The following is a 13,130-nucleotide window of genomic DNA, read 5'->3' as shown; positions in this document are numbered from 1 at the left end:
TTAGGGTCGCCGACGTGCCCGACCCCGTCCTGCCCCGCCCTCCCGCGCCGGGACCACCCGAGCCCGCGGGCACCGTCCCGGACGTCGAGGTGCCGGTGCGGCTGACCTCCCCGGCGGACGTCGTCCCCGCCTACGCGCTGCCCGGTGACGTCGGTGCCGACCTCTCCGTCGCCGAGGACGTCGAGCTGGCCCCGCTGCAGCGCGCGCTCGTGGGCACCGGGGTGGCCGTCGCCATCCCCGAGGGCTACGCCGGGTTCGTGCACCCGCGGTCGGGCCTGGCCCACCGGCTGGGGCTGAGCCTGGTCAACGCGCCGGGCACGATCGACGCGGGCTACCGCGGCGAGATCAAGGTCAACCTGGTCAACCTCGACCCCACCACGCCGCTCACCCTCCGCCGGGGCGACCGGGTCGCCCAGCTGGTGGTGCAGCCGGTGGTGCGGGCCCGGTTCGTCCCCGTCGACCGGCTGCCGGACAGCTCGCGCGGCACCGGCGGGCACGGCTCGACCGGCGGGCACGCGAGCGCAGAGTCGAAGGGGCGCAGCTGACATGCCGTTCGGACGCCGTCGCAACCGGATCGACCGCAGCCTCCGCGAGCGGGGGGTGCCTCCGGAGCCGCAGCACCGGCCGCGCGAGGTCGAGGAGACCACCGGCCCGTGGGACGACGCCGACGCGCCCGACGACGGCCTCACCCGCATCGACCTGGGGTCGCTGCGCCTGCCCGCCATCCCGGGGACGGAGCTGCGGGTCGACGTCAACCCGCAGCAGAAGGTGGTCGGCGCGACCCTGCGGATGGGGGAGTCCCTGCTGCAGGTGTCGGCGTTCGCGGCGCCGCGCGCGGCCGGCATCTGGGACGACGTCCGGGCCGACCTCGCCCGCAGCGCCTCCGGGCAGGGCGGGCGACTGCAGGAGGTGGAGGGGCCGTTCGGACCGGAGCTGGCCGGCACGGTCCTGGCTGCCGCGCCGGCGCAACCGGGCCAACCCGCTCCCAAGCCGGTGCGCCGCGCGGCCCGGTTCCTCGGCGTCGACGGTCCGCGGTGGTTCCTGCGCGGCATGATGAGCGGGCCGGCCGCCGAGAGCCCCGAGGCGGCCGCCGAGCTCGAGGAGGCGTTCCGGCAGATCGTCGTCGTCCGGGGGAACGAACCGATGCCGGTCCGCGAGCAGCTGCCGCTCACCCTGCCTCCGCAGGCGGCGGCCCAGGTCGCCGCGCAGCAGGCGGCCCGGCGGCAGGCCCCCGGGGGCACGCCGCCGAAGGCCCCCGGCGCGTGAGCACCACCACCGCCGCCTACGGGCCGCACCCCGACCAGTTCCTCGAGCTGACCGTGCCGGAGGGCGCCGGCCCCGTGCCGGTGGTCGTGGTGCTGCACGGCGGGTTCTGGCGGTCGGCGTACGGGGTCGAGCTGGCCCGTCCCCTGGCCGACGACCTGGCCCGCGCCGGCTTCGCCGCCGTCGCCGTCGAGTACCGCCGGGTGGGTGCCGGCGGCGGCTGGCCGGCGACGCTGGACGACGTCGCCGCCGCCGTCGACCTGCTGCCCGACCTGGACGACGCCGGCCGGCTCGACCTGGACGACGTCGCCGTCGTCGGCCACTCCGCCGGTGGGCACCTGGCCGCGTGGGTCGCCGGCCGCGGCCGGCTGCCCGAGGGGGCACCCGGCGCGCGGCCGCGGGTGCGGGTGAGCGCCGCCGTGCTGCAGGCCGGGGTGCTCGACCTCGAGCGCGCTGCCCTGCAGCGGCTGGGGGACGGGGCGGTCCAGGCGCTGCTCGGCGCCGAGCCCGAGGACGACCCGGAGCGGTACGCCGCCGCCGACCCGGTGCGGCTGGTCCCGGCCGGCGCCGACCTGCTGTGCGTGCACGGCACCGCGGACGACGTCGTCCCGCCGGAGCAGAGCGAGCGGTACGCGCGGGCCGCGGAGACGGCGGGGGAGCGGGTCGACGTGCGCCTCGTGGACGGCGACCACATGGTGCTCATCGACCCCGCGGGAGCGCCGTGGGCCCTGGTCCGCGACTGGCTGCGGGAGCGCGCCACGGCCCGGCGGTCCCGATCTACGCTTTCCCCGTGACAGAGACACGTTCGGGCGGCTGGCTCGCGCGGACCTTCCAGCGGCTGACCGCGGACGACCACACCATCGACGCCGAGCGGCTGCGCGCCGGGTCGGCCATGTCCGGCTGCGAGCCGGTGAGCTCCTGTCGCAAGGGCGAGGTCGTCACGGTCACCGGGCGGCTCAAGTCCGTGGTCTACACCCCGCGCGAGACCGTCCCCACCCTCGAAGCCGAGCTGTTCGACGGCTCGGGCTCGGTCACGCTCGTCTGGCTGGGCCGGCGCCGGATCCCCGGCATCGAGCCGGGCCGCACCCTCAGCGCCCACGGCCGGTTCGCCTCCTTCGACGGCCGGCAGGTCATCTACAACCCCCGGTACGAGCTGAGCGCCGGGTGACGGCTGCGCCCGAGGGGGACGGGCGGCCCGGTCCCGGCGGCCCCGAGCCGGCCGGCGGCGGGGCGACGCCCGGCCCCGTGGTCTTCGACCGGCACCTCGTCCTGGACCAGCTCGGCGGCTGGCGGGGCATGCTCGACGCGTCCCTGCCCACCGTGGCGTTCATCGTGGGCAACTCCCTCGGCGGGCTGCGGGCCGGGATCTGGTCCGCGATCGGCGCCGCCGTCCTGGTGTTCGGGCTCCGGCTGGTGCGCCGGGAGAGCGTGCAGCAGGCGTTCAGCGGCCTGTTCGGGGTCGCGATCGCCGTCGCCATCGCCGCCGTCTCCGGCCAGGCCCGGGACTTCTTCGTGCCGGGGCTGATCCGCAACGCCGCGCTGGGCGTCGTGCTGATCGGGTCGATCCTGGTGCGCTGGCCCCTGGTCGGGGTGATCGCCGAGTTCCTGGCACCGAGCCACCTGGGCGCGATGGCGTCGCACTCCCTGCCGGGGCTGCGGCGGCGGATCGGCCAGGTGAACGCCTCGCTGCACCACCGGCCCCAGCCCGACCCGACCACCGGGCAGCGGCCGCCCGAACCGCGCCCGGAGCAGCACTGGCGCGACGACCCGCGGATGTACCGGGCCTACGCCTGGCTGACGGTCCTGTGGGGCGTCACGTTCCTCGTGCGGGTCCTCGTGCAGTGGGTGCTCTACCGCGCCGACGAGGTCGAGCTGCTCGGCACCGCGTCACTGCTGCTCGGCCTGCCGGTCACCGCCGTGGAGGTCCTGGTGACCCTGTGGGTGGTGGCCCGGCTGCACCGGCACCGCGCCGAACCGGCCGGCCCGGAGCAGGAGCCCGGTGGGGAGCAGCGAAGCGCCGCCTGACGACGGCCCCGGGAGCATCGCAGCGAGCGCCAGCGAGCGAGGAGCGGACCGGGGCGCGGAGTCGGGCCGTGGACCCCGCCTGACGACGGCCCCGGGAGCATCGCAGCGAGCGCCAGCGAGCGAGGAGCGGACCGGGGCGCGGAGTCGGGCCGTGGACCCCGCCTGACGACGGCCCCGGGAGCATCGCAGCGAGCGCCAGCGAGCGAGGAGCGGACCGGGGCGCGGAGTCAGGTCAGGGACCCCACCTGAGGACAGCCCCGGGACGCGGCCCTTCCCGGCGTCCCCTCAGGCGACCGGCGCGGGGGAGAGCACCTCTTGCAGCTGCTCCTCGACGTCGGCGTGCGTGACGAACAGCAGCTCGTCGCCGACCTCGAGCGGCTCGTCGGGGCTGGGGGTGATGACCCGCTCGCCGCGCAGGATCGCGGTGAGCACCGTCTCCCGCGGCAGCGGCACCTCGCGCAGCGGCTTGCCCGCCCACGGGGTGTCCTCGGCGAGGGTGATCTCCACGAGGTTGGCCGCGCCCTTGCGGAAGCTCATCAGCCGGACGACGTCGCCGACGGTGACCGCCTCCTCGACGAGCGCGGCGAGCACGCGGGGCGTGGAGACGGCGACGTCCACGCCCCAGGCCTCGGTGTAGAGCCACTCGTTACGGGGGTCCTTGACCCGGGCGACGACGCGGTTCACCGCGAACTCGGTCTTGGCCAGCAGGGAGACGACCAGGTTGGCCTTGTCGTCACCGGTGGCCGCGACCACCACGTCGCAGGTCGCCAGCTGCGCCTCCTCCAGCGAGGAGACCTCGCAGGCGTCGGCCTGGACCCACTCGGCGCCGGGCACCGCCCGGGTGCGCACCTTGCGGCCGTCCTTCTCGATGAGCATCACGGTGTGCCCGTTGGACAGCAGCTCACCGGCGATGGAGCGGCCGACCGCGCCGGCGCCCACGATGGCAACGCGCATCAGTGTTCCCCTCTCTCGGGGCCGCGCTCGACCACCTCGTGCACCCGCGGGGTGATCGCGTCGGTCGAGGCGACCACCAGCTGGTCGCCGTCCTGCAGGACCGTGGCGGGCGTCGGCAGCTGGGCCTCGCCGTAACGGACGAGCCAGGCGGCGCGGGCGCCGGAGGCGGCCTCCAGCTCGGCCAGCCGGCGGCCCACCCAGCCCTCGGTGACGGTCACCCGCATGAGCAGCACCTGGCCGGTGGGCTCCCGCCACAGCTCGCTGACCTTGACCGACAGCAGCTCGCGGAGCAGACGGTTCACCGTCCACGGGACGGTGGCCACGCTCGGGATGCCCATCCGCTCGTAGACCTCGGCGCGCTTGGAGTCGTAGATCCGCGCGACGACGTGCTGGACGCCGAACGTCTCCCGCGCCACGCGGGCGCTGATGATGTTGGAGTTGTCCCCGCTGCTGACCGCGGCGAAGGCCCCGGCGGAGTCGATGCCGGCGTCCAGCAGCGTCTGCCGGTCGAAGCCGAGGCCGGTCACCTGGCGGCCGGTGAACTCGGGACCGAGCCGGCGGAAGGCCTCCGGGTCCTGGTCGATGACGGCCACGCTGTGGCCGATCTCCTCCAGCCGGCGGGCGATCGCCGACCCGACGCGGCCGCAGCCCATCACGACCACGTGCACTGGGTTCTCCCCGCTCGTGCGCCGGCGCCGTCCGCCCGCGCTGTCGGGCGCGAAGCTACACCCGGCCAGGCGGGGGACCGCCGTCCGCAGCGCCGCACGTCACCCTCGCGGCGGGGGCACAGGAGCTCCTCCCGTCCGTACCATCGCCGCCGTGCCAACCCTGTCCGACCTCGGACACCTCCCGAAACGGCTGCTGCTCGGCCGTGCCGTCCGCAGTGACCGTGCCGGGGAGTCCCTGCTGCCCAAGCGGCTGGCCCTCCCCATCTTCGCCAGCGACCCGCTCTCCTCCGTGGCCTACGCCACGCAGGAGATCCTCATCGTCCTGACGCTGGCCGGCACCGCGTTCCTGTACCTCGCGCCGTGGCTGGCGATCGCGGTCGTCCTGCTGCTGGGGACCGTGGTGCTCTCCTACCGGCAGGTGGTCCGGGCCTACCCGTCCGGGGGCGGGGACTACGAGGTCGCGTTCAAGAACCACGGGCAGTTCGCCGGGCTCACCGTGGCCAGCGCGCTGCTCGTCGACTACGTGCTCACCGTGGCGGTGTCGGTCGCCTCCGGCACCGACAACATCATCTCGGCGTTCCCCACGCTCGACGAGCACCGCGTGACCATCGCCGTCGGGCTGGTGGCGCTGCTGGCCGCGGCGAACCTGCGCGGGTTGCGGGAGTCGGGCCGCACCTTCGCCGTCCCGACCTACCTGTTCATCACGGGGATCCTCGTGATGGTCGGGACCGGGCTGGTCCGCGACCTGTTCACCGACTCCCCGGTGGTGGCCGAGACGGCCGGCTACTCGGTCACCCCCGAGCCCGGGTACGAGAACCTGGCGGGCCTGGCGCTGCTGTTCTTCGCGCTGCGCGCGTTCGCCTCCGGCTGCACCGCGCTCACCGGCGTCGAGGCGATCGCCAACGGCGTCCCGGCGTTCAAGCCGCCGAAGAGCCGGAACGCCGCCACCACGCTGGCGCTCATGGGCGGGATCGCCGCGACCATGTTCGCCGGCGTCACCGCGCTCGCGCTGGCCGCCGACGTCAAGTACGTGGAGCACCCCTGCGACCTCGTGGGTTTCGCCGACTGCGAGACCGAGCCGCAGCGGACGGTCATCGCCCAGGTGGCCGCGGCGACGTTCGGCGGGGACACGTCGGTGGGCTTCTTCTACATCCAGGCGGCCACCGCGCTGGTCCTCATCCTGGCCGCCAACACCGCGTTCAACGGCTTCCCCCTGCTGGGCTCGGTGCTGGCCCAGGACCGGTTCATGCCGCGGCAGCTGCACACCCGCGGCGACAAGCTCGTCTACAGCAACGGCATCCTGCTGCTGGCCGGCTTCGCCGCGCTGCTGATGGTCGCGTTCGACGCCGACGTCAACCGGCTGATCCAGATGTACATCGTCGGCGTCTTCACCAGCTTCTCCATCGGCCAGTGGGGGATGGTGCGGCACTGGAACCGGGAGCTGCGCACCGAGACCGACGCCCTGGCCCGCCGCCGGATCCGCCGGTCGCAGGCGATCAACGCCGTGGGCGGGTCGCTGACCAGCGTCGTGCTGGTGATCATCGTCATCACCAAGTTCACCCGGGGCGCGTGGCTGGTCATCCTGGTGATGCCGCTGCTGTTCCTGCTCATGAAGGCGATCAACCGGCACTACTCGCACGTCGCCGAGCAGCTGGTGCCCGACCCCGAGTCCCGGATGCTGCCCAGCAAGGTGCACGCCATCGTGCTGGTCTCCAAGGTGCACAAGCCGACGCTGCGCGCCCTCGCCTTCGCGCGGGCCACCCGCCCGGACGCGCTGACCGCCCTCACGGTCAACGTCGACCCCGCCGAGACGCGGGCGCTGCAGGCGCAGTGGGAGAAGTACGACATCCCCGTGCCGCTGACCGTGCTCGAGTCGCCGTACCGGGAGATCACCCGGCCGGTCCTCGACTTCGTCAAGGGCATCCGCCGCGACAGCCCCCGCGAGCTGGTGGTCGTCTTCGTCCCCCAGTACGTGGTCGGGCACTGGTGGGAGAACGTGCTGCACAACCAGAGCGCGCTGCGGCTGCGGGCGCGGCTGCAGTTCATGCCCGGCGTCATGATCACCACGGTCCCGTGGCAGCTGGAGAGCTCGGTCGGCCGGGACGACGACGGCCGTGGCAACGGGCCGGCACCCGGTGACCTGCGGCGGGGGCTCACCGAGCCGACCGAGGCGACCCCGTATGGCTGAGCACCCTCGGTCGACGAGGCCCGCCGGAGACCGCCGTGGCTGAGCGGCGCCGGCGTCCCGGGCGGCGTCCGCCCCGTCCGGCCCGTCCCGACCGCGGCGGTGGCTGGACCGGCTCGGAGTTCGAGGTCACCGTCGGCCGGGTCGCCCACGGCGGGCACTGCGTGGCCCGGCACGAGGGCCGGGTCGTGTTCGTGCGGCACGCCCTGCCGGGGGAGCGGGTCGTCGTCCGGGTGACCGAGGACCGCCAGCCCGGCTTCTGCCGGGCTGACGCGGTCCGTGTCCTGGAGGCCTCGCCCGAGCGGGTCGAGCGGCCCTGCCCCTACAGCGGGCCGGGCCGGTGCGGGGGCTGCGACTGGCAGCACGTCAGGCCGGCCGAGCAGCGGCGGCTCAAGGCGGCGGTGGTCCGCGAGCAGCTGAGTCGCCTGGCCGGGCTGCCGGACGTCGAGGTCGTCGTCGAGGAGCTGCCAGGCGGCCCGCTGCGCTGGCGGTCGCGGGCGCGGTTCGCCGTCGACCGGACCGGCGCGCCCGGCCTGCGCAGGCACCGCTCGCACGACCTGGTGCTGCTGGAGGACTGCCCGATCACCGTCGAGGCGGCCGCGCGCGCGGTGCTGGGCCGGCGCTGGCCCGGTGCCGGGGCCGTGGACGTCGCGGTCGACACGACCGGGACGATCACGACGACCCGGCTCGACCGGCAGGGCCGGGCGCAGTCCACCCGGGTGTCCCGCCCCGGTGAGGAGACCGGTGGCGACGGCGCCGAGCCGGCCGGCCGCGCCGCGCGCACCGCGGCGGGACGGGACTGGGAGGTCGAGGGCACCGGCTTCTGGCAGGTGCACCCGGCCGCGGCCGACGCCCTGGTCGGCGCGGTCGAGGAGTTCGCGGCCGTCCGGCCGGGGGACATCGTGCTGGACCTCTACGCCGGCGCCGGCCTGTTCGGTGGCGCGCTGGCGCCCGCGGTCGGCTCGGGCGGCCGGGTGGTGTGCGTGGAGGCCGACCCCGGGGCCTGTGCGGCGGCCGACGCCAACCTGGCCGACCTGCCGCAGGCGGAGGTGTGGCAGGGCGAGGTGGACGCCGAGGGGCTGGCCGACCTGCTCGACGAGCTCGGCGCCCCGCCGGACGTCGTCGTCCTCGACCCGCCCCGGGCCGGCGCGGGCCCGGCGGTGAGCCGGGTGCTGGCAGGGGCGGGCCCGCGCGCCGTCGTCTACGTCGCCTGCGACCCGGCGTCCCTGGCCCGTGACGTCGCGGCGTTCGCCGCCGCGGGCTACCGGCTCGCGGCGATCCGCGGGTTCGACGCCTTTCCCATGACGCACCACGTGGAGTGCGTCGCGCTGCTGGTCAGGGGCGGCGAGTCGTGAGCGGTGCCGGTGTGCGGACCGGGGTCCGGGACCCACGGTGATCCGCGCCGCCGTGGGGCTGGTCCTGCTCGGGGTCCTGGTGGCCTCCACCGGCGTCGCGGTGGCCGCCCCCGAGCCCTCCGTGCCGTGACGGAGGTGCTGCGGCCGGGGTGAGCGCCCCCGCCGGCGTCGTCGCCGTCGCACGGCGCGGGTCGACGATCAGGACGCCCGCCCCGCCCTGGCCGTGGAGCCCCCGGGCGGGGCGGAGCCCCATGGCACCACGGCGACTCGGTCGCCGGCAGCCGGTGCTGGCGGGTCGCCGCCCGACTCGCCCGGGACGACGTCCCGCACGGACCGAGCAGCCACCTGCCGCGTCCGCGCAGCCGTCCTGGACCACGCCGCCCGGTGAGGGCTCAGAGAGCGCAGCCGCCGCCGGAGGCGATCGGGGCAGCCGTGACCGGCAGGCCGGGGGCGGGGTCGACGACGACCGGGTGCACGCCGGTCAGCCGGCCCATGCAGTTGTCGGCGGACGACGAGTTGCCGTCGCGCCCGTCGACCCACACGTCCAGCCAGGTGGACGCCGACGACGGGTAGCCGGTGTGGCAGGCGCCGTCCTGCGGGGAGTCGCCGTCGCCGCAGGTGTCCTCGACGATCAGGTAGCGCTGCATCGAGGGGACGTAGAACCGCGTCCCGGCGGCCCAGTCCAGGGTGTGCTGCCCGCCGGCCTTGGAGTGGCCCACCGCGACGGTGATCGGGTCGTCGTAGGTGCCGGTCCCGCCCGCGGTCCGGTGCACCTGGGGGTGGGAGATGCTCGGGCTGCCGGCGGGGGTGTTGTCGAAGTAGGAGTACCCGGTCAGGTAGGCCTGGATCTGCCGCCCCCCGGATGCCGCGGCGGCCGCGGGCTCGGGCGCCGGCGCGGGGGCCCGGGTGGTGCGGCGCGGTGCCGGGGCGGGTTCGGGGGCGTCGTCCGCGACGACCGGCTCGGGCTCCGGCTCGGGCTCCGGGGTCTCGGCCGGCTCGGGCTCAGGCTCGGCTTCCGGGGTCTCGGCCGGGGCGGGGGGCGTCTCGACCGGGGGCGTCGTGGTCGGCGCGGTCGGGCTGGGGGTGGCCGGCGCGGTGGCCCGGGAGGCGTGCCCGATCGCGCTCTCGCGGTCCGCCGCCTGACCGGCCACTGCGTCCCCGGGCGCCTCCGCCGCGGCCGCCACCTCGGTCGCGGTGAACGAGGCCGGGCGGGAGGCGTCGAGGGCGATCGCGCCGAGCCCCGCGGCGATGCCGACCAGGGACAGGGCGCCGAGGACGGCCGTCGCCGTCCGGGATCCGCGCCGGTTCCCCGGGAGGACGGCAGGGCGGTGCGACGACGGCATGGGTGTCCCCTCGGGGCGGGTCCGGCAACAGGCAGCGCCGCGGCCACGTGGCCGGGGGACGGAACTCCTTGGAGTCGGTCCAGCGCTGTGCGTCACCGTAGCCTGACCAGGGGAGGTGACGGAAGGGTTCTGCTCGCTTTCTCTCCGTGATCGGGGTCGCGGTCGCCGTCGGGCGGCTCGGAGGGCTCGACTACCGTGCGACGGGTGACCACCTGGGAGTACGCCTCGGTCATCACGGCCAACGACGCCGAGTCGCAGCGAGCCGGGGTGAGCGTGAAGCTCCCCGGCGGCCAGCTCGAGCGGCAGGCCGGTGACACCAGCTCGGTGCTCAACCGGCTGGGCAGCGAGGGGTGGGAGCTGGTCAGCTACCACTCCAGCGGCGCCGGGACCTGGGGCTTCGAGCAGTTCTGGCTGAAGCGGCCCACGTCCGGCTGAGCGAGGACGCCGGCACGGCGTCCTGTGCCGTGTCGTCGAACGCCTGTTCGACACGTGCGGCAGGATGGTGGGGTGGACGGGACGCTGCCGCCGGGCTGGCCGGACGCGGTGCGGCCGCCGGGTGCCCCCGACTGGGAGCAGAGCGCGGTCGCCTGGCTGTTCGACCTGGTCCCGCCGGACTACCGGGCACACGAGGTGCTGCGCCGCTACCCCGTGTTGCTGGCCCGCTTCGCGCGCGACCACGTGCAGGCGGGCCTCGAGGCGGCGCGGGCCGGCTGGCGCACCGTGCGCGTGGAGCTCGCCGACGACCTGCCGGCCGACGCGATGGAGGCGGCGATCAGCGCCTACGAGCGCGAGGGCGCCCGGCTGGGAGCCGCCGCGCGCGGGGTCGAGGTGGTCGCCGGGGCGCTGCGCGGCGAGCGCTGGGTGCCCCGGTTGTGACGCCGGTCCCGGTCGGTCCCGGGAGGTGACCGAGGGCACCTCGAGCCCGCATCCGGCTCCGGTGCTCGACCGGAAGAGCCGGGTGAACGCGGCTACAGTTGATCGGCGGCCGTTGCCGAGCCGTGCACCTGCCGCCGATGGAGAGGACGCTTCCCCCTCGTGTCGCTCCTGCGATCGCTCCGCACCCCCGCCGACCTCAAGGCGCTGACCCCCGAGCAGATGCCGGCCCTCGCCGCCGAGATCCGCGACGCCCTCGTCACCAGCGTCGCCCGCACCGGCGGCCACCTCGGTCCCAACCTCGGTGCGGTCGAGCTGACCATCGCCCTGCACCGCGTCTTCGACTCCCCGCGCGAGCCGATCGTCTTCGACACCGGCCACCAGAGCTACGTGCACAAGATGCTCACCGGCCGCGTCGAGGGCTTCGAGCGGCTGCGCCAGCGCGGCGGCCTCTCCGGCTACCCCAGCCGCGGCGAGAGCGAGCACGACTGGGTCGAGAACAGCCACGCCTCCACCTCGCTGTCCTACGCCGACGGGCTGGCCAAGGCCTTCGCCGTGCGGGGGGAGCGGCGGCCGGTGGTGGCGGTGATCGGCGACGGCGCGCTCACCGGCGGCATGGCCTGGGAGGCGCTGAACAACATCGCCGCGGCGAAGGACCGCCCGGTCGTGATCGTGGTCAACGACAACGGCCGCTCCTACTCGCCGACGATCGGCGGCGTCGCCGACGCGCTGGCCACCCTGCGCCTGCGGCCCGGCTACGAGCAGGCGCTGCTGCAGGTGCGCCAGGCGCTGCACCGGGCACCGGTGCTCGGCTCGGCGCTCTACGACGCGCTGCACGCGATCAAGAAGGGGCTCAAGGACGTCCTCTCGCCGCAGGGCATGTTCGAGGACCTCGGCCTCAAGTACCTGGGCCCGGTCGACGGCCACGACGTCCGGGCGATGGAGTCCGCGCTGCGCCGGGCGCGCTCGTTCGGCGGGCCGGTCATCGTGCACGCCGTCACGACCAAGGGCTTCGGCTACCCGCCGGCCGAGACCGACCAGATCGACGCCTGGCACGCCACCGGCGTCTTCGACCCTGACAGCGGGGCCTGCGCCGCCACGGCGCGGGACTGGACGGCCACCTTCTCCGACGAGCTGGTCCGGATCGGCACCGAGCGGTCCGACGTCGTCGCGATCACCGCGGCGATGTTGCACCCGACCGGGCTGGCGCCGTTCGCCGAGCGCTTCCCGGAGCGCACGTACGACGTGGGCATCGCCGAGCAGCACGCACTGACCTCCGCCGCCGGCCTGGCGATGGCCGGGCTGCACCCGGTCGTCGCCGTCTACTCGACGTTCCTCAACCGCGCGTTCGACCAGCTGCTGATGGACGTCGCGCTGCACCGCCAGGCGGTGACCGTCGTCCTGGACCGGGCCGGGGTGACCGGCACGGACGGCGCCTCGCACAACGGCATGTGGGACATGTCGATCCTGTCGGTGGTCCCCGGTCTGCGGCTGGCCGCCCCGCGCGACGAGCCGACCCTCCGCGAGGCGCTGCGCGAGGCCGTGGCGGTGACCGACGGGCCGACCGTCGTCCGCTTCCCGAAGGGCGCACCGCCGGTCGACATCCCCGCCCTGGAGCGGCGCGGCCCGGTCGACGTCCTCCGCCGGGGCGCGGCTCCGGAGGTGCTGCTGGTCGCGGTCGGGTCGATGGTGCCGACGTGCCTGGCCGCCGCAGAGCGCGCGGCCGACCACGGCATCGAGGTCACCGTCGTCGACCCGCGCTGGGTCCTCCCGGTCCCCGATGAGCTCGTGGCGCTGGCGTCCGGTGTCCGGCTGGTCGTCACCGTGGAGGACGGCGGACGCGCCGGCGGCGTCGGCTCCACGCTGACCCGGGCGCTGCAGGACCGCGGCTGCGACGTCCCGGTGCGGACGATGGGCCTGCCGCAGGAGTTCCTCCAGCACGGCAGCCGCGGTCAGGTGCTGGCCGACGCCGGGCTCACCGAGCAGGACGTCGCCCGCCGGATCACCGAGTGGACCGCGGTCCTCGCCGAGCGCAGCGAGGGCAGCGTCGCCGAGGCGGTGGAGGAGACCCCGTGACCGACGGGGCCACGGTGATCGCCGAGATCCAGGTCGCGCCGTCGCCGCCCGGTACGCCGGAGGACCCCCACGCGCACGTGGAGGCCGCCATCGCCGTCATCCGGGCGTCGGGGCTGCACCACGAGGTCGGCGCCCTCGGCACGACCCTGGAGGGCGAGGCCGACGCGGTGTGGGCGACCCTGCGGGCGGCGCACGAGGCGATGCTGGCAGCCGGGGCGACGAGCGGGATCTCGCACGTCAAGGTCGCCACGGTCGACCGGACGATGGAGAGCCTCACCCGCAAGTTCCGCTGAGAGTGCCGGATCGGGTCCGGTGACCGCGGCCCGTCCACCCGCACCGCAGCGCGTCCTCCCGCACGGCGTACCGCGAGGGAGGACGCGCGGGGATC

14 protein-coding genes are annotated in these 13,130 nt (G+C 75.6%); 11 read left to right on the top strand and 3 right to left on the bottom strand.

Annotated elements, in window-relative coordinates:
- The first annotated feature begins 14 nt into the window (after positions 1-14).
- The 5 genes from dut to ACI79C_RS02100 are packed head-to-tail and all read left to right on the top strand — an operon-like array spanning position 15 to position 3,288.
- The gene (dut, locus tag ACI79C_RS02120) at positions 15-545 is read left to right on the top strand and encodes a dUTP diphosphatase (protein WP_456943953.1); all 531 of its coding nucleotides are present in this window, start codon (positions 15-17) and stop codon (positions 543-545) included.
- 1 nt (position 546) lies between these two features.
- On the top strand, positions 547-1,266 hold the full coding sequence (locus tag ACI79C_RS02115; RefSeq protein ID WP_456943952.1) for a DUF3710 domain-containing protein: 720 nt from the start codon (positions 547-549) through the stop codon (positions 1,264-1,266).
- Positions 1,263-2,057: an alpha/beta hydrolase family protein gene (locus ACI79C_RS02110; protein WP_456943951.1), complete on the top strand. Its 795-nt coding sequence runs from the start codon at positions 1,263-1,265 to the stop codon at positions 2,055-2,057. Before ACI79C_RS02115 ends, ACI79C_RS02110 begins: the two co-directional genes overlap by 4 nt.
- On the top strand, positions 2,054-2,431 hold the full coding sequence (locus ACI79C_RS02105) for an OB-fold nucleic acid binding domain-containing protein (protein ID WP_456943950.1): 378 nt from the start codon (positions 2,054-2,056) through the stop codon (positions 2,429-2,431). The genes ACI79C_RS02110 and ACI79C_RS02105 overlap by 4 nt, the downstream gene beginning before the upstream one ends.
- Positions 2,428-3,288: a DUF3159 domain-containing protein gene (locus ACI79C_RS02100; RefSeq protein ID WP_456943949.1), complete on the top strand. Its 861-nt coding sequence runs from the start codon at positions 2,428-2,430 to the stop codon at positions 3,286-3,288. Before ACI79C_RS02105 ends, ACI79C_RS02100 begins: the two co-directional genes overlap by 4 nt.
- Positions 3,289-3,573: 285 nt before the next feature.
- On the opposite strand, the gene ACI79C_RS02095 is transcribed toward ACI79C_RS02100, so the two are convergent.
- Complete coding sequence (locus tag ACI79C_RS02095) at positions 3,574-4,242, bottom strand: potassium channel family protein (RefSeq protein WP_456943948.1); 669 nt, start codon at positions 4,240-4,242, stop codon at positions 3,574-3,576.
- Positions 4,242-4,910 carry a potassium channel family protein gene (locus tag ACI79C_RS02090; protein WP_456943947.1) on the bottom strand — a complete coding sequence of 223 codons (669 nt, stop codon included), beginning with the start codon at positions 4,908-4,910 and terminating at the stop codon, positions 4,242-4,244. Before ACI79C_RS02090 ends, ACI79C_RS02095 begins: the two co-directional genes overlap by 1 nt.
- A 151-nt stretch (positions 4,911-5,061) precedes the next feature.
- Here ACI79C_RS02090 and ACI79C_RS02085 point away from each other — a divergent pair, with 151 nt between their 5' ends.
- Positions 5,062-7,098, top strand: coding sequence for an APC family permease (locus ACI79C_RS02085; protein WP_456943946.1), 2,037 nt, complete (start codon positions 5,062-5,064; stop codon positions 7,096-7,098).
- A gap of 35 nt (positions 7,099-7,133) precedes the next feature.
- Positions 7,134-8,450, top strand: a complete 1,317-nt coding sequence (locus tag ACI79C_RS02080) for a class I SAM-dependent RNA methyltransferase (protein ID WP_456943945.1) — start codon at positions 7,134-7,136, stop codon at positions 8,448-8,450.
- 392 nt (positions 8,451-8,842) lie between these two features.
- Here the strand turns inward: ACI79C_RS02080 and ACI79C_RS02075 are convergent, their stop codons facing one another.
- Positions 8,843-9,793, bottom strand: coding sequence for a hypothetical protein (locus ACI79C_RS02075; protein ID WP_456943944.1), 951 nt, complete (start codon positions 9,791-9,793; stop codon positions 8,843-8,845).
- Positions 9,794-9,997: 204 nt separating this feature from the next.
- On the opposite strand from ACI79C_RS02075, the gene ACI79C_RS02070 reads away from it, so the two are divergent.
- From ACI79C_RS02070 to ACI79C_RS02055, 4 genes are all read left to right on the top strand, one after another.
- Entirely contained in the window at positions 9,998-10,228 is a 231-nt protein-coding gene (locus ACI79C_RS02070; protein WP_456943943.1) for a DUF4177 domain-containing protein, read from the top strand.
- A 72-nt stretch (positions 10,229-10,300) separates the two neighbouring features.
- Positions 10,301-10,669 (top strand): hypothetical protein, encoded by a 369-nt coding sequence (locus ACI79C_RS02065; protein WP_456943942.1) that lies wholly within the window; start codon positions 10,301-10,303, stop codon positions 10,667-10,669.
- Between the two features lie 159 nt (positions 10,670-10,828).
- A complete protein-coding gene (gene dxs / locus ACI79C_RS02060; protein WP_456943941.1) occupies positions 10,829-12,742 on the top strand; it encodes a 1-deoxy-D-xylulose-5-phosphate synthase in 1,914 nt (637 codons plus the stop codon).
- A complete protein-coding gene (locus ACI79C_RS02055; RefSeq protein WP_456943940.1) occupies positions 12,739-13,035 on the top strand; it encodes a thiamine-binding protein in 297 nt (98 codons plus the stop codon). Before dxs ends, ACI79C_RS02055 begins: the two co-directional genes overlap by 4 nt.
- The last annotated feature ends 95 nt before the right edge of the window (positions 13,036-13,130 follow it).

It is taken from the genome of Geodermatophilus sp. SYSU D00697, assembly GCF_054050175.1.
This window is presented reverse-complemented; position numbering and strand designations above follow the sequence as displayed.